Source organism: Amycolatopsis sp. MtRt-6, from assembly GCF_017308975.1.
Classification (GTDB): Bacteria; Actinomycetota; Actinomycetes; order Mycobacteriales; family Pseudonocardiaceae; genus Amycolatopsis.
Map to the genome: position 1 here is coordinate 18,831 of NZ_JADWPD010000034.1, position 26,879 is coordinate 45,709.

At 74.4% G+C, this 26,879-nt stretch carries 8 protein-coding genes; 7 read left to right on the forward strand and 1 reads right to left on the reverse strand.

Features of this window, described 5'->3' with window-relative positions:
• Positions 1 to 12: 12 nt before the first annotated feature.
• The 7 genes from I4Q55_RS39840 (at position 13) to I4Q55_RS39870 (ending at position 26,027) form a co-directional block, all read left to right on the forward strand.
• A complete protein-coding gene (locus I4Q55_RS39840; RefSeq protein ID WP_013224966.1) occupies positions 13 to 213 on the forward strand; it encodes an MbtH family NRPS accessory protein in 201 nt (66 codons plus the stop codon).
• Between the two features lie 49 nt (positions 214 to 262).
• Positions 263 to 1,681 (forward strand): serine hydrolase, encoded by a 1,419-nt coding sequence (locus I4Q55_RS39845; RefSeq protein WP_206795718.1) that lies wholly within the window; start codon positions 263 to 265, stop codon positions 1,679 to 1,681.
• Between the two features lie 44 nt (positions 1,682 to 1,725).
• Complete coding sequence (locus I4Q55_RS39850; protein WP_206795720.1) at positions 1,726 to 21,471, forward strand: non-ribosomal peptide synthase/polyketide synthase; 19,746 nt, start codon at positions 1,726 to 1,728, stop codon at positions 21,469 to 21,471.
• Positions 21,468 to 22,721, forward strand: a complete 1,254-nt coding sequence (locus tag I4Q55_RS39855; RefSeq protein WP_206795721.1) for an MFS transporter — start codon at positions 21,468 to 21,470, stop codon at positions 22,719 to 22,721. Before I4Q55_RS39850 ends, I4Q55_RS39855 begins: the two co-directional genes overlap by 4 nt.
• Positions 22,718 to 23,923, forward strand: a complete 1,206-nt coding sequence (locus I4Q55_RS39860) for a cytochrome P450 (RefSeq protein ID WP_206795722.1) — start codon at positions 22,718 to 22,720, stop codon at positions 23,921 to 23,923. Before I4Q55_RS39855 ends, I4Q55_RS39860 begins: the two co-directional genes overlap by 4 nt.
• 284 nt (positions 23,924 to 24,207) lie before the next feature.
• Positions 24,208 to 25,074 (forward strand): hypothetical protein, encoded by an 867-nt coding sequence (locus I4Q55_RS39865; protein ID WP_206795723.1) that lies wholly within the window; start codon positions 24,208 to 24,210, stop codon positions 25,072 to 25,074.
• A 170-nt stretch (positions 25,075 to 25,244) separates the two neighbouring features.
• A complete protein-coding gene (locus I4Q55_RS39870) occupies positions 25,245 to 26,027 on the forward strand; it encodes a sugar phosphate isomerase/epimerase (RefSeq protein ID WP_206795724.1) in 783 nt (260 codons plus the stop codon).
• 34 nt (positions 26,028 to 26,061) lie between these two features.
• Here the strand turns inward: I4Q55_RS39870 and I4Q55_RS39875 are convergent, their stop codons facing one another.
• Entirely contained in the window at positions 26,062 to 26,721 is a 660-nt protein-coding gene (locus I4Q55_RS39875; RefSeq protein ID WP_206795725.1) for a lytic polysaccharide monooxygenase, read from the reverse strand.
• Positions 26,722 to 26,879: the final 158 nt, after the last annotated feature.

A 26,879-nucleotide genomic window follows, 5' to 3' on the forward strand; every position in this document is an offset into this window, starting at 1 on the left:
GAAGGAAATCCCATGCAGGACGACGCCGAGTTCCAGGTGCTGGTCAACGACGAGGGCCAGTACTCGCTGTGGCCGGTGGCGAACGAGGTACCGGCGGGCTGGCGCGCCGACGGCTTCCGCGGCGGCCGCCAGGAGTGCATGGACCACGTCGACGAGGTGTGGACCGACATGCGGCCGCTGAGCCTGCAGCGGCAGATGGCCGCCGACGGCTGAGCCGCCGCCGCTGCCCGCCCCCACCGAACCGACGCGGAAGGTCCCCCTCATGCCCTCTCCTTCGACGCTTTCCCGCACGACCCCCGGGGTTCCGGTCCGCGACCCGCGGGCGACGGCCGACGGGCGGCTGCAGCGGCTGCTCGCCGGCCTCGCCCACCAGCACGGCGTGCCGGCCGCCCAGCTGGTCGTCATCGACGGCGGCCGGGCGGTCTCCGCCGTGGCCGGCCCGGTCACCGCCGACACGAAGTTCCCGGTCGGCTCCATCACCAAGGCGTTCACCGCGGCACTGGCGATGCTGCTCGTCGCCGACGGCGACCTGGACCCGGACGACCCGCTCGGCGAGCACCTGGACGGCCTCGGCCCGCAGGTCGGCAGGCCGACCATCGGGCAGGTGCTGAGCCACACCGGCGGGCTGCCCGCCGCGCTCGGCGCCGCCGCCGACGGGGCCGGCTCGGCCCGCCGGTACCTGCGCGCCTGCCGCGACGCCGGGCTGGTCCAGCCACCCGGACAAGGCTTCTCCTACTCCAACGTCGGGTACGTGCTGGCCGGCTACGTGGTCGAGGCCGTCACCGGGATGAGCTGGTGGGAGGCGATGGACACGCTGCTGCTCGCGGAGCTCGGCATCGACGGCGCGTTCGTCGTCGAGCCGGGCGCGCGGCGCCGGACCGGAGCCCACGTCAGCGGGCACGCCGTGCACGCGGCGACCGGCCGGGCCCGGCCGGTCGCGCAGACCCTGACCCCGGCCGAAGCCGCGGCCGGCGCGCTCGCGTTGAGTGCCGAGGACCTCGCCGCCTTCGGCCGCGTGTGCTGCGGCGGCGACGGTCCGCTGCCGGCGGACCTGGTGGAGCTGATGCGCCGCCCGGTGCCCGGGGCGGAACCGTTCGGCCTGGCCGACACGTGGGGCCTCGGCCTGGCGGGCTACCGCGGCGCCGACGCGGACTGCCGTTCTCCGGGGGCTCCGGGTGGCGAAGCCCCCGGCCCGAGGCGGAGCCTCGGCTGTCACTGGACCGGCCACGACGGCACCGCGGACGGCACGTCGTGCCACCTGCGGATCGACGCCGCGCACGGCCGGGTCGTCGCGCTGACCACCAACGGCAGCACCGGCTCGGCACTGTGGACGGACCTGGTCGCGGCCCTGCGCCTCGAAGGCATCCCGGTCGGCGACTACGAGCTGCCCGGCGACCTCGGCCGCGCGGCCCGCCCGCCGGCGGACCTGAGCGGCCACTACACCAACGGCGACCTGGAGTACCAGGTGGACGTCCGCGCGGACGGCGGCGCGGTCCTCGTCGTCGACGGCGAGGTGTACCCGGAACTGGCGGTGTCGCGCGACGGGTCGTTCTCGGTCCGCGAGCCGGCGACGGGCCGCCGCATCATCGGCGGCCGTTTCCTGACGGACCCGGCCACCGGCACGGTCAGCGCGATGCAGGCCGGGGGCCGCGTCGCCCGGCGGCGCCGCCGCGCCTCCTGAGTACCCCGGTCCACCCCGACTTGTGTTGTGAGGAAACGGAAGCGATGACCACCTCGAGGAAGAGCCGCATCGACGCGTTGCCAGCGGAGCTGCGGGAGACGCTCAAGCGCCGGCTGGCCGGGCGGGCGGAGCGGTCCGACGTCATCGGCCGGGCGCCGCGGGAGCACGCCCTGCCGTTGTCGTTCGCCCAGCAGCGGCTGTGGTTCCTCGACGAGTTCCGGCCGGGGGACGCCGAGTACAACAGCGCCGTCGCACTGCGGCTGACCGGGCCGCTCGACGCGAGCGCGCTCACCGGTGCGCTGAACCAGCTGGTGGCGCGCCACGAATCCCTGCGCACGACGATCGACGACGCCGGCGGCACCCCGGTGCAGGTCGTCCACGAAGCTCCGGAAATCTCGGTGCGGACGGTCGACCTGACCACCGATCCCGCGCTGCGGCCGGCCGACCTCGACGAGGTCCTGGAGACCGAGTACGGCCGGGCGTTCGACCTCCGCCGCGGGCCACTGGTCCGCCTGCTGCTGGTGCGGGTCGCCGACGACCACCACGTGCTGCTGATCACCGCCCACCACATCGTCACCGACGGCGAGTCGATGGGCATCCTGGTCGGCGAACTGGGCGCGCTGTACGCGGCCGCCGTCCGCGGGGAGGCCGCGGAGCTGCCCGAACCGGCCGTCCAATACGCCGATTTCGCCGTGTGGCAGCGGAACCGGCTCGCCGGGCCCGCCCTCGACCGGCACCTCGCCTACTGGACGACGCAGCTCGCCGGCGTCGAACCGCTCGACCTGCCCACCGATCGCCCGCGACCCGCCGTGCGCACGACCGCCGGCGCCGTGCACCACTTCCGCGTCCCGGCCGACGTCGCCGCCGGGCTGGCCGAGCTGGCCCGCGTCCACGACACCACGCTGTACACCGTGCTGGTCGCGGCCTGCCAGGTGCTCTTCGCCCGCTACACCGGCCGCGCCGACATCGCCGTGGGCACCGTCGTCTCCGGGCGGAACCGGCCCGAGCTGCAGCGGACCGTCGGCTTCTTCGTCGACACCGTCGTCATCCGGTCCACTGTGGACCGCACGGCCCCGTTCGGGACGTTCCTCGACGCCGTCCGCACGACCGTGCTGGAGTCCTTCGAGCACGCCGAAGCCCCGTTCGAAAAGCTCGTCGAAGCGCTGCGCCTCGACCGCGACGCCAGCCGCAACCCGCTGTTCGACGCCATGGTCCTGGTGCACGGCAGCCAGGCCGGTCAGGCGGACTTCGCCGGCTTGGCGGCCGAACCGGTCGAGGTGGCGCGCCGCGCGGCCAACTTCGACCTGACCGTCGAGTTCCAGCCGGTCGGGGACGCGCTCGAAGGCTCGCTGGAGTACAACACCGACCTGTTCGACACGCGGACCGCCGTCGCGCTGGGCGAGCACCTCACCGTGCTGCTGACCGCGATCGCCACGGACGCACAGCGGACGGTCGGCGAACTTCCGCTGCTGGCCGGGGACGAGAAGCACCGGCTGCTCACCGAGTGGAACGCCACCGCGCTGGACGTCCCCGAGACCACGATCACCGAGCTGTTCGAGTCCCAGGCCCAGCGCGGCCCGGACGAGACCGCGCTCGTCGCCGGGGACATCGCGCTGAGCTTCGCCGAGCTCAACGCGATGGCGAACCGGCTGGCCCGCCACCTCGTCACGCTGGGCGCCGGCCCCGAGCGGGTGGTGGCCCTCGCCCTCCCGCGCACCGCCGACGCGATCGTGGCCTTCCTCGCCGTGCTCAAGGCCGGCGCGGTGTACCTGCCGATCGACCCGGCGCTGCCCGCCGAGCGGAAAGAGCTGCTGCTGCGCGACGCCGGGGCGCACCTGGTCCTCGGCCCGGCGGACATCGCCGCCGCGAAACCGGATCACTCCGCCGCCGACCTCACCGACGCCGACCGGATCGCGCCGCTGCGGCCGGACAACACGGCCTACGTCATCTACACCTCCGGGTCGACCGGCCGGCCGAAGGGCGTGGCCGTCCCGCACCGCAACCTGACGAACCTGCTCTTCAACCACCGCGGCGACTTCGCCGCGCCCGGGCGGCGGCTGCGGGTCGCGCTGACCGCCACGCTGTCGTTCGACACCTCCCTGGAAGGCCCGCTGCTCATGGCCGACGGCCACGAGCTGCACCTGATCGGCGAGGACCTCCGGCTCGACGCCCACGCGCTCGTCGACCACATCGCCGAGCGCCGGATCGACTTCCTCGACCTCACCCCGACGTACCTGCGCCGGCTGATCCCCGCCGGGCTGCTGACCGATCCGCGGCACCGGCCGAAGATCCTCATGCTCGGCGGCGAAGCCCTCGACGACACGCTCTGGCGCGACCTCGCCGGCGCCGAAGTCACCGTGGCGCACAACTTCTACGGCCCCACCGAGTACACAGTGGACGCGGTGTCGTGCCGCGTCGGCGAAACGGCCCGGCCGGTGCTGGGCCGCCCCCTGGCCAACACCCGCGCCTACGTCGTCGACCAGGACCTGCGGCCGGTGCCCGTCGGCGTCCCCGGCGAGCTGTGCCTCGCCGGGGCCCAGCTCGCCCGCGGCTACCTCGGCCGGCCGGGCCGGACGGCCGGCAGCTTCGTCGCGAACCCCTTCGGCGCGCCGGGCGAGCGGATGTACCGCACCGGCGACTCCGTCCGCTGGACCGCGGACGGGCAGCTGGAGTACCTGGGCCGGCTCGACGACCAGGTGAAGATCCGCGGCTTCCGCGTCGAGCCGGGCGAGGTCGAGGCCGCGCTGGTGCGCCTGCCCGGCGTCGCCGCGGCCGTCGTCGTCGCCACCCGGCCGGAAGCCGGGCACGCGCGGCTGGTCGCTTACTTCGCCGGCTCCGGCGAGGTCACCCCGGACGGGCTGCGGGCCGCCCTGCGCACGACGCTGCCCGACTACCTGGTGCCCTCGGCGTTCGTGCCCATCGACGCCATTCCGCTGACGCCGCAGGGCAAAGTCGACCGCCGGGCGCTGCCCGCCCCCGACGCGCCGGCCGAGGGCGGCCCGGCCTACGTGCCCGCACGGACCGCCGTCGAGCACCAGCTGGTGGCGATCTGGTCCGAGGTGCTCGGCAACGACCGCGTCGGCGTCGAGGACAACTTCTTCGGCTTGGGCGGCGACTCGATCCTCAGCATCCAGGTGGTCGCCCAGGCCCGGCAGGCGGGCCTGCGGCTCACTTCCCGGGACATCTTCCTGCACCAGACCATCGCCGGCCTCGCGACCGCGGTGCAGCCGGCGGCGGCCGAAACCCCGGCGGCCGCACCGGTCGCCGGCCCGGCACCGCTCACCCCGATCCAGCACTGGTTCTTCGCCACCCACGGGCCACTGGCCCACTTCACGATGTCGCAGCTGCTGGAACTGCCCGCCGACGTCGACCAGCAGGCGCTGCGGACCGCCCTCGACGCCGTCGTCGCCCACCACGACGCCCTGCGGACCCGGTTCTTCACCGTCGACGGGCAGTGGCGGCAGGAGGTCACGCCGGTCCCGCGGACCGGGCTCCTGCGGATCCGGGACCTCTCCTCGCTCGGCGACGCCGGGCAGCGCGCCGGCATCGAGGCCGCGGCCGCGCAGGTGCGGGCCGGCCTCGACCTCACCACCGGCACCCTCGCCGGCGCGGCGCTGCTGCTGCGCGGCACCCGGCCGCCGCTGCTGTTCCTGGCCGTGCACCACGTGGTGACCGACGGCGTGTCGCTGCGGCTGCTGCTCGGCGACCTCGAAACCGCCTACGGCCAGGTCGTCGCCGGGGTTCCGGTCCGGCTCGCGGCCACGGCCACCCCGTTCACCCGGTGGGCGCACCTGCTGGAGCAGCACGTCCGCGGCGGCGGGTTCGACGACGACCTCGACCACTGGACGCGGGTGGCCCGCCGGGTCCCGGCGGCGCTGGCCGCCGACCACGCGGGCGCGGGCACCACCGGCTCCACCCGCACGCTGACGGTGACCCTCGGCGCCGAGGACACCGACGCGCTGCTGCACCGCGTCCCCGCGCTCTACCGGACCCAGGTCAACGACGTGCTGCTGAGCGCGCTCGGGCGCGCTCTCGCCGACCGCACCGGCGACGAGGGGGTCCTGATCGCCCTGGAGGGACACGGCCGCGAGGACGTCCTCGACGGCGTCGACCTCTCCCGCACGGTCGGCTGGTTCACCACGCAGTTCCCGGTGGCGCTCGACCTGCCGCCGTCGGGGGACTGGGGTGCCACGCTCAAGGCCGTCAAGGAGCAGCTGCGGGCCGTCCCTCGCCGCGGCTTGAGCTACGAGGCCCTGCGGTACCTCGGCGAGCCCGGCGCGCCGGGGCACGCGCTGCAGGCGTTCCCGCTGCCGCAGATCTGCTTCAACTACCACGGCCGCTGGGACGCCCAGGCCGGCGCGGACGGGCTGTTCCGCGGCCGGCACGACAGCCCGGGCGCCGACATCGCCCCGGGCGAGGCGAGCACCTACCAGCTGGACGTCACCGGCGTCGTCGAGTCCGGCGCGCTGGCGTTGACGTGGTCCTACTCCGACCAGGTCAACGACTCCGGCACCGTCCGGGAGCTGGCCGAGGCGATGCTGACCGGGCTGCGCGAGATCGTCGCGCACTGCGCCGGCCCGGACGCCGGCGGCCGCACCCCGTCGGACTTCCCGCTGGCCCGCCTGAACCAGGCAGGAGTGGACCGGCTGGCCGGCGACGGCCGCGACGTCGACGACATCTACCCGCTCACCCCGCTCCAAGCCGGCATGCTGTTCCACAGCCTCCTGGATCCCACGGCCGACGCGTATGTCGACCAGGCCCGGATGCTCCTCGACGGTGTCCGCGACCCCGACGCGTTCGCCCTGGCCTGGCAGCAGGTCGCCGACCGCACCCCGGTCCTGCGGACCGAACTGGTCTGGGACGGCGTCGAGGAACCCCTGCAGGTCGTGCGGCACCGGGCCGTCGTCCCGATCACCCGCCACGACTGGCGCGGCCTGTCCGAGGCCGAGCAGAACGCCCAGCTGGACCGGCTGTCGGCCGAAGACGCCGCGGCCGGCCTCGATCTCACCACCGCGCCGCTGATGCGGCTGGCCGTCGTCGCGCTCACCCACGACCGCGTACTGCTGATGTGGACCTCCCACCACATCGTCCTCGACGGCTGGAGCCTCGCCCAGATCTTCACCGAGGTGTGCGAGCAGTACGCCGCGATCACCGAGCACCGGGTCCCGCGCGTGCCGGCCCACCGGCCGTTCCGCGACTACCTCGGCTGGCTCGCCGCCCAGGACGTCACCGCGGCCGAAGACCATTGGCGGGACGTGCTTTCCGGCTTCGCCGCCCCGACCCCGCTGCCCTGGGACCGGTCCCCGGCCCAGGCGCACCGGACGCGCTCGTCGCGGACGACCCGGGTGTCTTTGTCCACAGCGGACACCGATCGGCTGCGCGCGGTCGCCCGGCGCCACGGCCTCACCGTCAACACGCTCGTGCAGGGTGCCTGGGCGCTGCTGCTGGCCCACCACAGCGGCGAATCCGACGTCGTGTTCGGCACCACCGTCTCCGGCCGCCCCGACGACCTGCCGGGCGTGGAGAACATGATCGGGATGTTCATCAACACCGTCCCGACCCGGACCCACATCGACCGCGGCGAGCAGGTGCTGAGCTGGCTGCGGCGGTTGCAGGACGAGCAGAACCAGGCCCGCCGCTACGACTTCCTCGCACTCGGGAAGCTGCGTGCCCTCAGCGACGCCGCCTCGGGACAGAGCCTGTTCGACAGCATGGTCGCGTTCGAGAACTACCCCTTCGACGAGCACGCCGCCGCGCGGGCGGGCGTCACCCTGCGCGAGGTGACCGCGCTCGACGCCACGACGTTCCCGGTCACCCTGCGCGCCTACGCCGACCGGCGGCTGGGCTTCGAGCTGGGCACCGACCCGGCGTTGTTCGACGAGGAAACCGCCACCGCGCTGGCCGCCCGGCTGGAGACCCTGCTCCTGGCCCTCGCCGAAGACCCGGACCGGCCGATCGCCCGGCTGCCGTGGCTGTCGGCCGCCGACCGCGCGCAGCTCGTCGTGGCCGAGCCCGTGTCGCTGCCCGCGCCGACCATCACCGAGCTGTTCGCCGCCCAGGTCGCGGCGCACCCGGACGCGGTCGCGCTCACCGCCGGCGGCACCCACCTCACCTACGCCGAGCTGAACGCGCGGGCGAACCGCCTGGCGCACCGGCTGATCGCGCTCGGCGCCGGGCCCGAACGGTTCGTCGCGCTGCGCCTGCCGCGCTCGCCGGAGCAGGTCGTCGCGATCCTCGCCGTGCTCAAGGCCGGGGCCGCCTACCTGCCGATCGACCCCGCCACCCCGGCCGAACGCGTCGAGCGGATGGTCGCCGACACCGATCCTGTCGCCGTCCTCCAGCAGGAAGACGTTGACGTAGAAACCGGCCCGGAGACCGACCCGCCGCCGCGCTGCACGCCGGACCACCCCGCCTACGTCATCTACACCTCCGGCTCGACCGGGCTGCCCAAGGGCGTGGTGATCCCGCACCGCAACGTCACCCGCCTGTTCGCCGCGACCGCTCGCTTCGGCTTCGGCTCCGGCGACGTCTGGACGTTGTTCCACTCCTACGCGTTCGACTTCTCCGTGTGGGAGATCTGGGGGCCACTGCTGCACGGCGGCCGGCTCGTCGTCGTGCCGCACGCGGTGTCGCGCTCGCCGCGGGAGTTCCTGCGCCTGCTGGCCGACGAAGGCGTCACCGTGCTCAACCAGACGCCGTCGGCGTTCTACCAGCTCGTCCGGGCCGACGAAGACGATCCCGGCACCCGGCTTTCCCTGCGGTACGTGATCTTCGGCGGCGAGGCCCTGGACACGCGCCGGCTGGCCGGCTGGTTCGCCCGCCACGGCGACCGCGCGCCGCGGCTGGTGAACATGTACGGCATCACCGAGACCACCGTGCACGTCACCCACCACGACCTCGCGTCCGATGTGGACACACCCGGCGTGATCGGCACCGCGCTGCCCGACCTGCGCGGGTACGTTCTCGACGCCGACCTCGACCCGGTCCCGGCCGGGGTGCCCGGCGAGCTGTACGTGGCCGGCGACGGCCTGGCCCGCGGCTACCTCGGCCGCCCCGGGCTGACCGCCGCCCGGTTCGTCGCCGACCCGTTCGGCGCGCCCGGGTCCCGGATGTACCGGTCCGGCGACCGCGTGTCCCGCACCCGTGCCGGCGCCCTGCGCTACCACGGCCGTGCCGACCAGCAGGTGAAGATCCGCGGCTTCCGCATCGAGCCGGGCGAGATCGAGGCGGCCCTCCTCGCCCTGCCGGACGTCGGCTCGGCGGCGGTGCTGGCCCGCGAGGACGAGCCCGGCCGCAAGCGGCTGGTCGCCTACGTCGTCGCCGCGACACCGGACACCCCGCCGAGCGCGGCGCGGCTGCGCGAGCACCTGGGCCGGTCGCTGCCGGACTACATGGTGCCCTCGGCGTTCGTGACGCTGGACGAACTCCCGTTGACCCGCAACGGAAAGCTCGACCACCGGGCGCTGCCGGCGCCTGCCGGGGCGAGCACCGAGAGCTTCGCCGAACCCCGCACCGAGACCGAACGCACGGTCGCGGCGGTCCTGGCCGCCACGCTCGGCCTGGAGCGCGTCGGGGCCGGCGGCCACTTCTTCGAGCTGGGCGGGGATTCCATCCTCAGCATCCGGTTCACCTCCGCGCTGCGCGCGGCCTTCGGCGTCGACGTGTCCCCGCGGACGGTGTTCGACCACCCGACGGTGGCCGGCCTGGCCGCCGCGCTGCCCGCCGCGTCCGCCACGCCGCGCACCGCGGCCATCACGCCGGTGGACCGCGACGGCGAGCTGCCGCTCTCGTTCGCCCAGCAGCGGCTGTGGTTCCTCGACGAGTTCGCCCCGGGCAGCACCGACCACGTCACGGTGTTCGGCGTGCGGCTGCACGGCGACCTGCGGCCGGACGCGCTCGCCCGGGCGCTCACCACGCTGATCGCCCGGCACGAGTCCCTGCGCACCACGTTCCCGTCCGTCGACGGCCGCCCGCGCCAGGTCGTCGGGGAGCCGTGGCAGCTCGCGCTGCCGGTCGCCGAAGTTTCCGATGAGGACGACCTGCGGCGGCTGCTGGCCGAGGACCTCACCCGGCCGTTCGACCTCGCGCGCGGCCCGCTCCTGCGGGCCCGGCTCGTCCGCCTGGCCGCGGACGACCACGCGCTCGTGCTTTCCCTGCACCACATCATCACCGACGGCTGGTCGATGGGCGTCCTCGTCGGCGAGCTGGCCACTCTTTACGGCGACGAACGGGCCGAGCTGCCCGCGCTGCCGATCCAGTACGCGGACTTCGCCGCCTGGCAGCGCGAGCGCCTCACCGGTGACGTCCTCGACGAGCAACTCGGCTTCTGGCGGCGCGAACTCGACGGCCTGCGGCCCCTCGACCTGCCGACCGACCGCCCCCGCCCGGCCACCCGGACGTCGAACGGCGCCGAGCACGAGTTCACCCTCGGCGCCGAGGCCCTCGCCGGGCTGCGCCGGCTGAGCCGGGACCGCGACGCGACGCTGTTCACGGCGCTGGTCGCGGCCTGCCAGCTGGTGCTGCGGCGCTGGTCCGGCCAGGACGACGTCGCCGTCGGCACGGTCACCTCCGGCCGCGACCACGCGGGCGTCCAGGACCTGGTCGGCCTCTTCGTCAACACCGTCGTGCTGCGGTCCCGGGTGGACGGACGACAGGGCTTCGGCGAGCTGCTCGGCGCCGTCCGCCGGACCGTCCTGGACGCTTTCGCCCACCAGGACGTGCCGTTCGAGCGGATCGTCGACGAGCTGAGCCCCGACCGCGACCCGAGCCGCACCCCGCTGTTCGAGGTCCTCGTCACCCTGCAGAACGCCGGCACCCGCCTGCCCGCCCTCGCCGGGCTCACCGCGAGTGAGCTGGCGTTGCCGATGACGACCGCCGGGTTCGACCTGAGCGTCGAGTTCGAAGAGCGCCCGGACGGCCTGCGCGGCTCGCTGAACTACAACACCGATCTGTTCGACGCGGCGACCATGCGGCGGTTCGCCGAGCACCTCACGGTCCTGCTCACCGCCGTCGTGACCGACCCGGACCGGCCCGTCGGCACCCTGCCCCTGCCCGCGGCCGAAGAGGCCCTGGTCGTCGAGACGTGGAACGCGACCGATCGGCCGGAGCCGGACGCGGGAGTCGTCGAGCTGTTCGAAGCCCAGGCCGCCCGGACCCCGCACACGACCGCGGTGGTCTCCGGCGACACGACGCTGACCTTCGCCGAGCTGAACACCCGGGCCAACCGGGTCGCCCGTGACCTCGTCGCCCGCGGTGCCGGGCCGGAGCGCCTGGTCGCCGTCGCCCTGCCGCGCTCGGCCGAGTCGGTCGTTACCCTCCTCGCCGTCCTCAAGGCCGGCGCGGTCTACCTGCCCCTGGACCCCGAACTGCCCGCCCGGCGCCGGGAAGCGCTGCTGGCCGACGCCCGGCCGGTCCTCGTGATCACCGAACCGGTGACCGCGGCGGGAGCCGGCACGAACCTCCGCACCCCGATCAGCCCGGACCACGCGGCCTACGCGATCTACACCTCCGGCTCCACCGGAACGCCGAAGGGCGTGCTCGTCGGCCACCGCGCCCTGGCCGGCTTCGCCGTCGACCACGCGGACCAGTTCACCGCCGCGGCCGGGAAGGACCGGCTGCGGGTGGCGCTGACGGCCGCGTTCACCTTCGACGCGTCCTGGGAAGCCGTGCTGCTGGCGCTCACCGCCGGGCACGAACTGCACGTGATCGACGCCGGCACCCGGCTCGACCCGGCCGTGCTCGCCCGGTACGTCGCCGAGCACCGGATCGACCTGGTCAACTCCACGCCGTCGTTCGTCCGCCACCTCCTCGACACCGGGTTCGGCGATCACCGGCCATCGGTGCTGCTGATCGGCGGGGAAGCCGTCGGCGAAACGCTCTGGCGCGACCTGAGCGACCTCGACGGCGTCACCGCGTTCAACCTCTACGGCCCGACCGAGTGCACGGTCGACGCCACCCTGTGCCGGATCGGCGAGACCGCGCGCGAGGTCATCGGCCGCCCGCTCGGGAACGTGCGCGCCTACGTCCTCGACGACCGGCTGCGCCCGGCCCCGATCGGCGTGCCCGGCGAGCTGTACCTGGCGGGGGTCCAGCTGGCCCGCGGGTACCTCAACCGCCCCGGTCTCACCGCGGATCGCTTCCGTGCCAACCCGTTCGGGCCGCCCGGCAGCCGGATGTACGCCACCGGCGACCGCGCCCGCTGGACCGCCGACGGGTACCTGGAGTACCTCGGCCGCGTCGACGACCAGGTCAAGATCCGCGGCTTCCGCATCGAGCCCGGCGAGGTCGAGGCGGCCCTGCGCGCCCTGCCCGAGGTCGCCGACACGGTGGTCGCCGCCCGCCACGACGACGGCCACGCCCGGCTGGTCGCCTACGTCGTCCCGGGTTCCGCGGTGGACCCGGCGCGGCTGCGGACGGCGCTGAAGGAAACCCTGCCCGACCACCTCGTGCCGTCGGTGTTCGTCCCGCTCGACCGGCTGCCGCTGGCCACCAGCGGCAAGGTCGACCGGCGCGCCCTGCCCGCGCCCGCCGTCCACCCGGCCCCGGCCGAGGGCCGGACGGCCCCGCGCACGGACACCGAGCGGCGGCTGGCCGAGATCTGGGCCGACGTCCTCGGCGTCCCGTCGCCGGGGGTGGACGACAACTTCTTCGCCCTCGGCGGGGATTCCATCCTCAGCATCCAGGTCGTCTCCCGGGCCCGGCGGCACGGCCTGCGCCTGACCTCGCGGGACGTCTTCCGGCACCAGACCATCGCCGAACTCGCGCTCGTCGCCGCCGCCGACGCGGCCGCCGAACCCGAAGCCGGGTTCACCGGCACGGCGCCCCTCACCCCGATCCAGCGGTGGTTCTTCGAGACCGGTCACCACGACCACTTCACGATGTCCACGCTCGCCGAACTCGACCCGGACGTGGACGTTCCCGCGCTCGAAACCGCGGTGGGCGCGGTGCTGGCCCGCCACGACGCCCTGCGCACCCGGTTCACCCGCACCGATTCCGGGTGGCGGCAGGAGTTCCGGCCCGAGGCGCAAATCCCGGCCTTGCGGCATGTGTCCGATGTGGACACCAGCGCGGTTGCGGCCGAAGCGCGCGCCACCCTGCGGGTCGAGGGCGGCCCGCTCGTCGCACCCGTGCTGATCACCTCTCCCGGGCAGCCGCCGCGGCTGCTGCTCGTCGTCCACCACCTGGTGATCGACGGCGTGTCCTGGCGGATCCTGTTCGACGACCTGGAAACCGCCTACCGCCAGGTGGTTTCCGGCCGGCCGGTCGACCTCGGCCCGGCCCCGCTCAGCTACCTCCGCTGGGCCGATCGCCTGGCCTCGCACGCGTTCGACGCCGAACTGCCGTACTGGACCGAAACGCTCGACGGCGTCGTCCCGGACCTGCCGGTGGACGCGGCGGGGGACAACACCGCCGGAACCGCCCGCACGATCAGCGTCCGCCTGGACACCGGCACCACCGGCGCCCTGCTGCACCAGGTGCCCGAGGTCTACCGGACGCAGATCAACGACGTCCTGCTCAGCGCGCTCGGCCGGGTGCTGGCCCGCTGGACCGGCCGCGACCGCGTCCTGGTCTCCCTGGAAGGGCACGGCCGCGAGGAGATCTTCGACGACCTCGACCTCTCCCGCACGGTCGGCTGGTTCACCGCCGAGTACCCGGTCGCCCTCACCCTCCCCGCGGCCGAAGACTGGGGTCCGACCCTGAAGGCCGTCAAGGAGCAGCTGCGAGCCGTCCCCGGCAAGGGTCTCGGCTACGGCGCGCTGCGGGGGCACGCCGACCCGGTGCCGCAGATCTCCCTGAACTACCACGGACAGTGGACCGCCGGCGGCGACGAAACCGGGCTCTACCGGGGCTGGGGTGGCGACCTCGGCGACGACATCGACCCCGAGCGGCCCCGCACGGCGCTGCTCGACGTCGTCGGCATCGTCAACGGCGGTGCGCTCGAACTCGCCTGGACGTACGCGCCCGGCATCCACCGCGAAGACACCGTGCGCGGGCTCGCCGACCAGGTTCTCGCGGCGCTGCGCGAGATCGTCGCGCACTGCGCCGGCCCGGACGCCGGCGGCCGCACGCCGTCGGACTTCCCACTGGCCCGGCTCGATCAGTCCACAGTAGACGCGCTGGCCGGCGACGGCCGCGCAGCCGAGGACATCTACCCGCTCACGCCGCTGCAGGCCGGGATGGTGTTCCACACCCTGCTCGACGCCGGCTCCCCGGCCTACTTCGAGCAGGTCCGCGTCCGGCTCGCCGGCGTCACCGACCCGGCCGCGCTCGCCGCGGCCTGGCAGCGCGTCGTCGACCGCACCCCGGTGCTGCGTACCCGGCTCGTCTGGACGGGTGTCGAGGAGCCCGTGCAGGTGGTGGACCGTGCCGCGACCTTGCCGGTCACCCACCACGACTGGCGCGACCTCGGCCCGGCGGACCGCGAAACCGCGCTGGCCGGGGCCCTGGCGGCCGACCGGGCCGTCCCGTTCGACCTGACCCGGGCGCCGCTGACCCGGCTGACGATCGCCGCCCTGCCCGGCGACGAGGCCGACCTGATCTGGACGTCCCACCACGTGCTGTTCGACGGCTGGAGCTCCGCGCAGGTCTTCGCCGAGGCCTGCGAGCAGTACGCCGCCGCGACCGCCGGCGTCCGGCCCGCCCTCGTCACCCGGCGCCCGTACCGCGACTACCTCGGCTGGCTCGCCGGCCGCGACCAGGCCGCCGCCGACGCGTTCTGGCGGGACACTTTGGCCGGCTTCGGCGCGCCGACCGCGTTGCCCTACGACCGCCCGCCGGCCGAAGCCCACCAGGCCCGCTCCACCGATTCGGTCCGCATCGAGCTGCCGCCGGCCGCGACGCTGCGGCTGCGCGAGTTCGCCAAGGCCCACGGCCTGACCGTCAACACCGTCGTGCAAGGCGGCTGGGCACTGCTGCTGGCGATGCTCTCCGGCGATCGCGACGTCGTCTTCGGCACCACGGTTTCCGGCCGCCCGGCCGACCTGGCCGGCGTCGAGACCATGATCGGGCTGTTCATCAACACCATCCCCACCCGCGTCCGCGTGGACGCCGCGCTGCCGGTCGCGCGGTGGCTCGGGCAGCTGCAGACGGCCCAGAGCGAGGCCCGCGACCACGACTTCGTGTCACTGGCCCGGCTGCGCCCGCTCAGCGACGTCCCCGCGGGGCAGAACCTGTTCGACAGCATGGTCGTCTTCGAGAACTACCCGATCAGCGAACCCGCCACCGCGGGCGCGCCCCGGGTCGTCGAGGTCGCCTCGGCCGACGCCACGAACTTCCCGCTGTGCCTGCGCGCGTCCCTCGACGAAGGCCTCGCCCTCGACCTCGCCTACGACCCGGCGCTGTTCGACGCCGCCACCGTCACGGCGCTGACCGACCGCCTGGTGCTCCTGCTCGACTCCGTCACCGCGGACCCGGACCGGCCCCTCGCCCGCGTCCCGTGGGTCGACGCGGCCGAACGCGCCCGGGTGCTCGCCGACGCCCACGGCCCGGGTGCCGCCGGGACGCCGGCCACGGTGCCCGCGCTGTTCGCCGACCAGGTCGCTCGTCACCCGGACGACCCCGCCGTGCTCGCCGACCGGACTCTGACGTATCTGGAGCTGGACGAGCGCGCGAACCACCTGGCCGGACGGCTGACCGGCCTCGGGGTCGCCGTCGAGGACCGGATCGGGCTGCTGCTCGAGCCGTCGGTCGAGCACGTCGTCGCCGAACTCGCCGTGCTCAAGGCGGGCGCGGCCTACGTGCCGCTGGACACCCGGGCGCCACACGAGCGGCTGCGGGCCGTGCTCGCCGAGGCCGGGGTGTCGGTCGTGGTGGCCGGCGACACCTGGGTGCCGACGGCCGAAGCCGTCCACGGCGGACCGGTGCTGACGGTCGGCGAGCAGCGGTCGTCCGCCGCGCCGCAATCGTTTGCGGGGCCCGACAACCTCGCCTACGTCATGTACACCTCCGGCTCCACCGGCGTCCCCAAGGGCGTCGCCGTGCGCCATCGCGACATCACCGCGCTGGCCCAGGACGGCCGGTTCCGCGGCGGCGCCCACACACGGGTCCTTTCCCACTCGCCGCTGGCCTTCGACGCCTCCACCTACGAGCTGTGGGTTCCGCTGCTCACCGGCGGCGCGACGGTCCTGCCCGAGGGGCCGGACCTGACGCCCGAGTCGTTGCGGCGTGCGGTGTCCGCCCACGACGTGACGTCGGCGTGGCTGACCGCCGGGCTCTTCCGGCTGCTCGCCCAGGACGCCCCGGACTGCCTGCGCGGCCTGCGCGAGGTGTGGACCGGCGGCGACGTCGTCCCGCCCGCCGTGGTGCGGGCGGTCCAGGCGGCGTGCCCCGGCCTCGTCGTGGTCGACGGCTACGGCCCCACCGAGACGACCACCTTCGCCACGTCGTTCCGGATGGCCGGGGAGGCGGTGCCCGAGCCGGTGCCGATCGGCCGCCCGCTCGACGGCATGCGCGCGTACGTGCTGGACGCCGAGCTGCGCCCGCTGCCCGCCGGCGCCCCCGGCGAGCTGTGCCTGGCCGGCGCGGGCCTGGCGCGCGGCTACCTCGGCCGGCCCGGCCTGACCGCCGAGCGGTTCGTCCCCGACCCGTTCGGCGCGCCGGGGGAGCGGATGTACCGCACCGGCGACGTCGTCCGGCGCGGCGCGGGCGGCGAGCTGGTGTTCCTCGGCCGGTCGGACGACCAGGTGAAGCTGCGCGGGTTCCGCATCGAGCTCGCCGAGGTCGAGGCGGTGCTGGCCGCGCACCCGGCGGTCGCGCAGGCGGTGGCGAGCATTCACGCGGACGCCGCCGGCACCCGGCGGCTCATCGGGTATGTCGTCCTCGACCGCGCAGCGGATCCTGCCGAGCTGCGCGCGCACGCCGCCGCGACGCTGCCCGAGTACATGGTGCCCGCCGTCGTGCTGGTGCTGCCCGCGCTTCCGTTGAACCGCAACGGAAAGGTCGACCGCCGGGCGCTGCCCGCCCCGGACGGGCCGGTGCCGTCGCAGCGTCCGTACGTCGAGCCGTCGACCGCGACCGAGCGTGCCGTCGCGGAGATCTGGCAGCGGCTGCTCGGCGTCGAGCGGGTCGGCGCGAAGGACAACTTCTTCGAGCTCGGCGGCGACTCGATCCTCAGCATCCGGCTGGTGTCCCGGCTGCTGGCCGAATGCGGCGTGTCGCTGTCGCCGCGGGCGGTGTTCGCGCACCCGACGGTGTCCCGGCTCGCCGCCGCGATCGAGACCGTCGGCGCCACGGTGGCCGACCCGATCCCGGCGGTGTCCCGCGACGGCGAACTGCCGCAGTCCTTCGCCCAGCAGCGGCTGTGGTTCCTCGACGAGTTCGAGCCGGGCGGCACCGAGTACGTCACGACTTCGGCCGTGCGCCTGCGCGGCGAACTCGACGTCGACGCGCTCGCCGGGGCGTTCACCGCGCTGGTCGCCCGGCACGAGCCGCTGCGCACGACGTTCGGCTCGGCCGACGGCCACGGCGTCCAGATCGTGCACCCGCCGTCGCCGGTGCCGCTGCCGGTGATCGACGCGCGCGAGGAGGAGCTGGCGGAGATCCTGCGCGCCGACGGTGCGCAGCCCTTCGATCTCGCCGAAGGGCCCCTGCTGCGAGCCAAGCTGATCCGGCTCGCGCCGCGGGAGCACGTGCTCACGGTGGCGGTGCACCACATCGTCACCGACGGCTGGTCGAACGGCCTGATCGCCGAAGAGGTCGGCGCGTTCTACGCGGCCGCGTTGCGCGGCGAGCCGGCGGACCTGCCGCCGCTGCCGGTGCAGTACGCGGACTTCGCGGCCTGGCAACGCGGCCGGCTCGCCGAGCGCGTGCTGGCCGGCCAGACGGAGTACTGGACCGAGCGCCTGCGCGACCTCACGCCCCTGGAGCTGCCGACCGACCGGCCCCGCCCGCCGGTGCGCACCACCCGCGGCGCGACGCGCGAGATCGTCGTCCCGGCGGCGGTGACCGCCCGGCTCGAGCAGGTCGGCAGGCAGCGCGAGACGACGTTGTTCACCACGCTCGTGGCCGCGTGCCAGGTGCTGCTGGGCCGCTGGGCCGGCCAGGACGACGTCGCGGTCGGCACGGTGACCTCGGGCCGCGAGCGGCCCGAGCTGGAAGGGCTCGTCGGGTTCTTCGTCAACACGCTGGTGCTGCGCTCGCAGGTCCGCCCTTCGCTGGCTTTCCCGGCGTTCCTCGACGAGGTGGCGGCCGGCGTGCGGGCGGCGTTCGACCACCAGGACCTGCCGTTCGACCGGGTCGTCGACGCGGTCCAGCCGGGCCGCGACCCGAGCCGGACGCCGTTGTTCCAGGTGATGGTGGTGCTGCAGAACAGCCCCCGCGAAGCGACCCGCTTGCCCGGCTTGGAGACCGAGGAGATAGCCCAGCCCGCGACGGCGGCGAACTTCGACCTCACCCTGGAGTTCCAGCCGGACGGCGGCGAGCTGCGGGCGGCGCTGACGTACAACACGGACCTGTTCGACGCCGCGACGATCGACCGCCTGGCCTCGCACCTGGGCGTGCTGCTGGCGGGAGTGGCGGCCGACCCGGACCGGCCGCTGTCCCGGCTGCCGCTGATCGGCCCGGCGGAGCGCGCGCTGGTGCTGGAGAAGTGGAACGACACCGCGCGTTCCGCCGGGCCGGCGACTGTGCCGCAGCTGATCGCGGCCCGCGTACGGCGGACGCCGGACGCGGTGGCGGTGATCGCGGGTTCGTCGCTGACGTACGCGGAGCTGGATGCCCGAGCTTCGCGGTTGGCGTCGGTGCTGGCCGGGTACGGCATCGGGCCGGAGCGGATCGTGGCGCTGGCGCTGCCGCGTTCGGTGGAGATCGTGGTGGCGCAGCTGGCGGTGTGGCGGGCGGGCGGAGCGTTCGTCCCGGTGGACCCGACGTACCCGATCGAGCGCATCACGTTCATGCTGGCCGACGCCCGGCCGGCGCTGGTGCTGACGCTGGAGGGCTTGGCCCCGCCGGTGCCCGAGGGCGTGGCGGTGCTGGCACTCGACGACCCGGCACTGTTCGAGGCCGCCTCGGTCGCTCCGGCGGCTTCGGCCGGGCTGGGTGCGCCGGCGGCTTCGGCCGAGCTGGCCGAGCCGGCGACTTCGGCCGCGTCGGCCGAGCCCGCCGCCGCTACTCCCGTCCGGCCCGAGCACCCCGCCTACGTCATCTACACCTCCGGTTCCACCGGTCGCCCCAAGGGGGTGGTCGTCACCCACGCCGGGCTTGCCTCCTTCGCCGCCGCCGAAGCCGAGCACTTCCGGGTCCGCGAAGGCGACCGTGTCCTCGCCTACTCCTCGCCGAGCTTCGATGCCTCCCTCCTCGAACTCTGCCTCGCCCTGCCCTTCGGGGCCGCGCTCGTCGTCGTCCCGCCCGAGCCGCTGCTCGGCGAACCCCTCGGTGACTTCCTCGCCCACCACCGGATCACCCACACCCTGATCCCGCCCGCCGCGCTGGCCACCGTGCCGGCGACCGACCTGCCCGGCCTGCGCACCCTCGTCGTCGGCGGGGACGCGTGTCCGGCCGAGCTCGTCGACCGGTGGGCTCCCGGCCGGCGCATGATCAACGCCTACGGCCCCACCGAGTCGACCATCGTCGCCACCTGGAGCGCGCCGCTGGAACCGGGCGCGCCGCCGCCCATCGGCCGGCCCATTCCGAACACCCGCGTGTACGTGCTCGACGCCGCGCTCGAACCGGTGCCGATCGGGGTGGCCGGCGAACTGTACGTCGCCGGGCCGAGCCTCGCCCGTGGCTACCTCGACCGGCCCGGCCTGACCGCCGACCGGTTCATCGCCAACCCCTTCGGCGCGCCGGGGGAACGCATGTACCGCACCGGCGACGTCGTCCGGTGGACCGCTGCCGGGTACCTCGAATTCACCGGCCGGGCCGACGACCAGGTCAAGGTCCGCGGCTTCCGCGTCGAACTCGGCGAGGTCGAGGCCGCGCTGACCCGGCACCCCGGGGTGGCCGCCGCCGTGGCCGCCGTCCAGCAGGACGATTCGGGCCACAAACGCCTGGTCGCCTGCTTCGTCGCCGAACCCGGAACGGAACCGGTCGGTGAACTGCGCGAGTTCCTCGCCCGGTCGCTGCCCGGCCACCTGGTGCCCTCGGCCATGCTCGAACTGCCCGCGCTGCCGCTGAGCCCGAGCGGCAAGGTCGACCGCCGCGCGCTGCCGGTGGTCGCCGCCGCGGCCGAGCCGGCCGGCCGGCACGTCGAGCCGGTGACCCCGGCCGAGCGCGCGCTCTGCGAGATCTGGGCGCAGGTCCTCGGCCTGGACCGGGTCGGCACCGCCGACAACTTCTTCGAACTGGGCGGCGATTCGATCCTCAGCATGCAGGTCGTCTCCCGGGCCCGGCAGGCCGGGCTCCGGGTGTCCACAAAGGACATCTTCCTGCACCAGACCGTCGCCGCGCTCGCCCCCGAAGCCGGCGCGGTGGACGCACCCACCGAGGCGGACGGCCCGGTCGCCGGGCCGGTCCCGCTCACGCCGATCCAGGACTGGTTCTTCGCCACCCACACCGTCAACCCGCACCACTTCAACCAGTCCATGCTGGTCGAGCCGGCCGACGGCCTCGACGTCGCGGCGCTCGAGCGAGCCCTCACCGCGGTGTGGACCCACCACGACGCCCTGCGGATGCGCTTCACCCACACCGAAGACGGCTGGCAGCAGCACAACGCCGGCGTCGAGCCGGTGCCCGTGCTGCGCCGGGAGGACCTGACCGCCGTGCCCGAGGCCGAGCGGGCGGCCGCGCTGGAACGCATCGCCGACGACGTCCACGCCGGGTTCGACCTCACGAAGGGCCCGCTGCTGGCCGCCGTCCTGGTCACCGCCGATCCGGCGTGGCGGCCGCGGTTGTTCCTCGCCGCGCACCACGTCGTGGTCGACGCCGTCTCCTGGCGCATCCTGCTCGACGACCTCGACACCGCCTACCGCCAGGCCGCCCGGGACGTGCCCATCGACCTCGGCCCGCGGACGACGTCGTTCCGGGACTGGGCGCAGCGCCTGCGCGACCACGTCCGCGCCGGCGGGTTCGACGACGAACTCGGCTACTGGACCGGCCTGCCCGCCGCCGGGGAGCTGCCCGTGGACCACGACGGCGGCGGCACCGGCACGGCGGAGGTCACCGTGGCGCTCGACGCCCACGACACCGACGCCCTGCTGCGCTCGGCGCCCGCGGCCTACCGCACGCGCGTCAACGACGTCCTGCTCACCGCGCTGGCCTGGGCGCTGGCCCGGTGGACCGGCCGCCCGGACGTGGCGATCGCGCTGGAAGGCCACGGCCGGGAGGACGTCCTCGACGGCGTCGACCTCAACCGGACCGTCGGCTGGTTCACCACGCTGTTTCCGGTGGCACTGTCCATGAAGGACATAGAGGACACGGACTGGCGCACGCTCGTCAAGTCCGTCCGCAAGCAGCTGCGGGCCGTACCGGGCAACGGGTTCGGCTACGGCGCCCTCCGCCACCTCGGCGAGCCGGCCGTCCGGGAGCGGCTCGCCGGGCGCACCCCGCAGATCTCGTTCAACTACCTCGGCCAGTGGGACGGGGCCGGCGGGACGACGACGGCCGAGAGCCTCTACGCGGCCGTCCGCGGCTCGCTCGGCCGCGACCACGACCCGGCCGAGCACCACCCGCACCTGCTCGACCTGGTCGGCGCGGTGCAGGACGGCGAACTCGTGTTCTCGCTGATCTACCAGCCCGGCCGCCACGACCGGGCCACCGCCGAAGCGCTGGCCGGCGACTTCGCCGCCGCGCTGCGGCAGATCGCGGCCGACAGCGCCGGCGGCAAGGCGCCGGCCCGGCGGAAGGAGCGGCGGTGACCACGCGGCTTTCGCGGAACCGGAACTACCAGCTGCTGTGGGGCAGCCAAGCGCTGTCGGAGGCCGGGTTCAGCGCGTCGATGATCGCGTTGCCGCTGCTGGTGCTGGCGGTGACCGGCTCGCCCGCGCTGTCCGGCGTGGTGCTCGGCGTCGACGCGATGGCCCAGCTGGTCGCCGGGCTGCCCGCGGGCGCGCTCGCGGACCGGTGGGACCGCAAGAAGATCCTGCTCGGCTGCGAGGCGGTGTACGCGCTGGCGGTCGGGAGCCTGGTGGCGGCGATCTGGTGGGACCGCGTGAGCGTCCCGCACCTCATCGCGGTCGCCGCGGTGATGGGCTGCTGCCGGTCGCTGTTCGGCCCGGCCGAAGGCGCGATGCTGGCCGGCGTGGTGCCCTCGGTCCAGCTGCCGACGGCCTTGGCGATGAACTCCGCGCGCGGCGCGCTCGGCCAGCTCTCCGGCACCGCGGTCGGCGGGTTCCTCTACGGCATCGGGCGGGCCGTCCCGTTCGCCTTCGACGTGCTCGTCCACCTGATCTCGCTGGTCGCGCTGACCTTCGTCCGGGCGCCGCGCCGCGCCGCCACGCCGGTCGAACGCGGGCACCTCGGCAAGGAGATGGCCGAGGGCCTGCGCTGGGTGTGGAGCGAACGGCACGTGCGCGTCACGGTGGCGTGCGCGGTGAGCCTGAACTTCTTCTTCAGCGCCTACTACATCGTCATCATCGTGCTGGCCAAGGAGCGGGGCGTCACCTCGGGCGAGATCGGCGTGATGGCCGCGATGCTCGGCGTCGGCGGCGTGGTGGGCTCGCTGATCGCGCCCTACCTGCAGCGGCGGCTCAGCCCGTACGTGTCGATCATGAGCGTGTTCTGGGTGCTGACCCTGCTGACCCCGCTGGCCGCCGTGATCCACGACGGCTACCTGCTGGGCGCGCTGTTCGTCGCCATGGCGCTGCTCCCGCCGACGGCGAACACGACCATCGGCACCTACCAGCTGCTGCTCACCCCCGACCGCCTGCGCGGCCGGCTGACCAGCGTGATGGGCGTGATCGGCGGGGTGTCCGCGGCGACCGGGCCCGCCTTCGGCGGCGTGGTGGTGCAGGCGTTCCCCGGCAACAGCGCCGTCGTGCTCTGCGCCGCGGGGATCGCCCTGGTGACCCTGGTCGTCACGGTCAGCCCGACCCTGCGCCGCTTCCCCCGCAGCGACACCCTCGTCCCCGCAGCCCAGCCGACGACGACCGAGGAGAAAACGTCATGACCACCCAGGAATCCGGCGTCGCGTTCGCCTTCGAAGAGCTGCTCGCGCGCTCGGCCGAGCTGCGCGAGCGCGGCCCGGTGCACCACGACGAGGAGCGCGGCCTGTGGCGGGTGCTGGACCACCCGGGCGTCTCGCGGGTGCTGTCCGACCCGGCGGCGTTCTCGTCGGACTTCAGCGGGCTGACGCCGGTCCAGGAGGACTTCGAGACCTTCCGCAAGGGCAACTTCGTCGGGATGGACCCGCCGGACCACCGCAAGCTGCGCACCCTGGTCAGCCAGGCGTTCACCCCGCGCGTGGTCGCCGGGCTGGAGCCCCGCATCCGGGCCATCGCCGGCGAGCTGCTCGACGAGGTCGCCGGTGCTTCGCGCTTCGACGTCGTCGACGCGCTGGCGTACCCGTTGCCGATCATCGTGATCGCGGAGCTGCTCGGCGTCCCGGTGGCGGACCGGCCGCTGTTCACCCGCTGGGCCCAGGTGCTGTTCAGCGGCGACCAGCTCGGCGAGTCGGCCGACATGGAGGACATCCAGCGCGCGCTGGACGCGATCGCGCCGACGATCCGCGAGATGAACGCCTACATCCTCGACCACATCCGCCACCACCGCGCCCACCCGGGCCCGGGCCTGACGAGCCGGCTGGTCGAGGCGGAGTTCAACGGCGAGCGCCTGGAGGACCAGGAGATCGTCGGGTTCGTGGCGCTGCTGCTGATCGCGGGTCACATCACGACGACGGCGTTGCTGGGCAACGCGGTGGTGACGTTCGACCGCAACCCGGCCGCGGCGGCGGAGCTACGGTCGTCGCCGGGTGCCCTGCCGCCGGCGCTGGAGGAGGTGCTCCGGATGCTGCCGCCGTTCCCGGAGCTGGGTCGCCGCACGACCGGCGAGATCGAGCTGGGCGGCCACCGCATCCCGGAGAACTCGATCGTGATGGCGGACCTGGCGGCGGCCAACCGCGACCCGGCGTTCTTCGACCGGCCGGACGCGTTCTCCCCGGACCGCAACCCCAACCCGCACCTGACGTTCGGCCACGGTATCCATTTCTGCTTCGGCGCCCCGCTGGCGCGGCTGGAGGGGCGGATCGCGTTCGAGGTGCTGTTCGAGCGCTACCGGGACATGGCGGTGGCGACGGACGCTCCGGTGGTGTTCCAGAACCCTTCGGTGATCGTGAGTGTCCGGCACCTGCCGCTGGACGTGGTGCGGGCCTGAACCGACCGCTCGTCGCGCCCGCGAACGCCGCGCCGAGTCACCTTCAAGCTCGCGCGCGTCACGAACACCTGGGCCGGTCCGCGCGGCCGCCGCCGGTCCCGCACTGGACGGGCACCGCGGTCGGCGACCCCGGCCAAGCCACCTCCGCGCCGTCGTCGACCTGTGTACCCACCGGTCGGCGGGGCGCCGTCGGGTGGCCGAGGTTCCGGACGGGCCCGGACTGGGTAGCCCCCAGGTGTGAGCTGAGCAGGTGATGCCTGCTGCGACGAGTGAGAGGTGATCACATGAGCCAGGGCGACGCCCCGGTCGGGCGATCGGTGAAGACGGCGGCGGCCGGCGTTCGGGATCTCGCCGCGGAGGCCGCGCGGGTGGGGGCGGCCGCGGCCGCGCGGGCGGTCGAAATCACCGATCGGAAGCTGGCCGAAGGCAAGGACGAACTCGCGAAGGTCGGGCGGGCGGCGACCAAGGACCTCGACAAGAGCACGCGGTCGTCACGCCGCGACGTGCTGACCCACTCCGGTGCCGCGCGCGACGAGGTACTGGCCCGCGCGGCGAAGATGCGCGACCCGGGCCGCAAGGCCGCGCAGGCCGTGGCAACCGTGGTGAGCTCGGCGGGGGAGTCCGGGCGCAAGCGGCGCAAGGCCGTGGCCACGGCGAAGCGGGACTTGGCCGTGGCGCTCCAGGAAGCCAAGAGCGTGGCCCGCGGTGAGCGTACCCGGCGCGCCCGCTGGCCGTGGCTGGTGGCGCTCGGAGCGGTGGCCGCGGCGATCGCGGCGGTCGTGCAGGTCCGGCGGCCGAACCCGCTGGCCGAGGCGGAGAAGAACGCTTCGGGGCAGGCGGCCGACAAGCCCGCGACCCAGGCGACGGACAAGCCCGCGACCCAGGCGACGGACAAGCCCGCGACGCAGTCGACGGGGAACACCGCCGCGCTGCCCGCCGAAGAGCCGTCGGCCGCGAAGCCGGCGTCGCCGGCCGCCAAGACCGCTCCGGCGACCACCAAGCCGGCTGAGCCCGCTCCGGCCAAGCCGGCGCCGGCGGCGGCCAAGCCGGCCGAGCCCGGTCCCGCCAAGCCTGCCGAGCAGGCGGCCAAGGCCACCGACGGCGCGAACGGCCGCGCCCCGGCAGGCCGCGGGCAGAACAAGGCCCACTAGCCCCGGCTCCCGGTGCCCGCACCCGAGGTGATCACGGGTGCGGGTTCCGGTGTGCCCGCATTCGTGGGGTGGTCACCGGTGTGGGTGCCGATGCGCCCGCATTCGGGGTGCTGGCTCCGAACCCAGCTGAAAGCGCTTACACTCGGCGCAGAAGAGCGGGGAGGTCGGCCATGGGATGGCGGTTCGCGGTAAGCACGCTGGGCATGCCGGGGATTCCGGTGCGGGAAGCCGCGCGCACCGCGCTCGCACACGGCTGCACCGGCCTCGAACTGCGCGTCCACCCCGACGAGGAAGTCCACTTGGGACTGTCCGGTTCCGCCGCCGACGGTGTCCGGTCCCTCCTGGACGGTGCGGGGCTGGCAATCGCCTGCCTGGCCGGCTATGCGAAGGTCGCCGCGGCTGGGGACGACCGGCCGGTCGTCGACGAACTGAAAGCCCTGATCGGCCTGGCGCACCGGGTCGGCGCTCCCGCGGTGCGCGTCTTCCCCGGTGGCGACCCCGGTCGTGCCGGGGACGCCCGGCAGCGCATCGGCGCCGTCCTCGACGATCTGCGGGCTGCCGGTGTCCGGCTCCTGGTCGAGACGCACGACTCGCATCCCACCGGCGCCGCCGCGCTCGACCTGGTCGCCGGCTTCGAGGAACCGGACCTGGTCGCCGTGCTGTGGGACGCCGTCCACCCGTGGCGTGCCGGCGAGGAGCCCGCCGCCACCCGGGAAGTGCTCGGCCCGTACCTCGGCTACTTCCAGGTCAAGGACGCGGTGAGCAGGCAGGACCCGACCCCGCGGCCGCCGGGGGAAGGCGCTGTCCCGCTCGGCCGGTGCGGCGAACTGCTGCGTTCGTGGTCCGGGTGGGTGTCTCTCGAATGGGAAAAAGCCTGGTACCCCGGCATCCCGGAGGTCGACGTCCCGCTGCGCGCGGCCGCGGCCTGGTTCGACCGGTACGCACCCGGGTGAGCCGGGCCGCGAACCAAGCGCGGCCCGGCACCCGTCAGCGGCCGGAGAAGTTCACGTCACTGCAGAAGTAGTACGACTGGTCGAGGTGACTCGCCTGCCAGATCGTGTAGACGATGTGCCGCCCCGTCCGGGCACCCGCGTTCACCGCGAGCTGGTACTGCCCGGCCTGCGCGTAGCGGCCCGTCTGGGCGACCAGTTCGAGGTTGCCCCAGCCCAGCCGCTGGGTCGCCGGGTCGAAGCCCTGCTTGGTGATGTACACCAGCAGGTAGTCGGCGCCGTGCCGGGCCTGGTCGGTGATGGTGAGGGTGAACCGGTTGTCCTTGTTCGCCATCTGCCACGCGCCCACCGTGTCGAGGGCGTTGTACCGGGGCGCCTGCGTGCGGCCGCCGCTGCACAGCGTCCCGTCCGGGATCGCGGCCTGGTGGTTGCCCTTGACGCCTTCGCGGTAGAGCCCGTTCCAGTTCCACATCGCGTTCGGGTCGGCCTGCCAGGCCTGCCAGCACATCGGGTCCCGCGTCGCCATCGTCGGGTTCTGGAAGTCGCTGCCCCAGCGGTTCCAGCAGCCGTAGTTGCGCGACGGCGGGTCGGTGGCGGACCCGTGCGCCTCGGCGACGCCGGTGAGCACGCCGCCCAGCAGCACAGCGGCCACGGCCGTCACCACCAGGGAGAGCAAGGTCTTGCGTCGGGGAACCACGCTGTCCTCCTTCGTCGGGGCCGTGGGGGGGGGGGGGCCCCCCCCCCCCCCCCGCCCCCCCGCCGCGGCCCCCGGGGACACCCCCCCCCCCACTAGGGGAACCGTTGCGAGACAGCGCTTTCCGGCACGGAGGCGAACTGAACGGTCACTGAACGGCG

Bases quoted from the DNA above. Each gene is read 5' to 3' on its own strand.
- I4Q55_RS39840 (WP_013224966.1), top strand. From the start codon at position 13: ATGCAGGACGACGCCGAGTTCCAGGTGCTGGTCAACGACGAGGGCCAG.
- I4Q55_RS39870 (WP_206795724.1), top strand. From the start codon at position 25,245: ATGGGATGGCGGTTCGCGGTAAGCACGCTGGGCATGCCGGGGATTCCG.
- I4Q55_RS39860 (WP_206795722.1), top strand. From the start codon at position 22,718: ATGACCACCCAGGAATCCGGCGTCGCGTTCGCCTTCGAAGAGCTGCTC.
- I4Q55_RS39865 (WP_206795723.1), top strand. From the start codon at position 24,208: ATGAGCCAGGGCGACGCCCCGGTCGGGCGATCGGTGAAGACGGCGGCG.
- I4Q55_RS39845 (WP_206795718.1), top strand. From the start codon at position 263: ATGCCCTCTCCTTCGACGCTTTCCCGCACGACCCCCGGGGTTCCGGTC.
- I4Q55_RS39850 (WP_206795720.1), top strand. From the start codon at position 1,726: ATGACCACCTCGAGGAAGAGCCGCATCGACGCGTTGCCAGCGGAGCTG.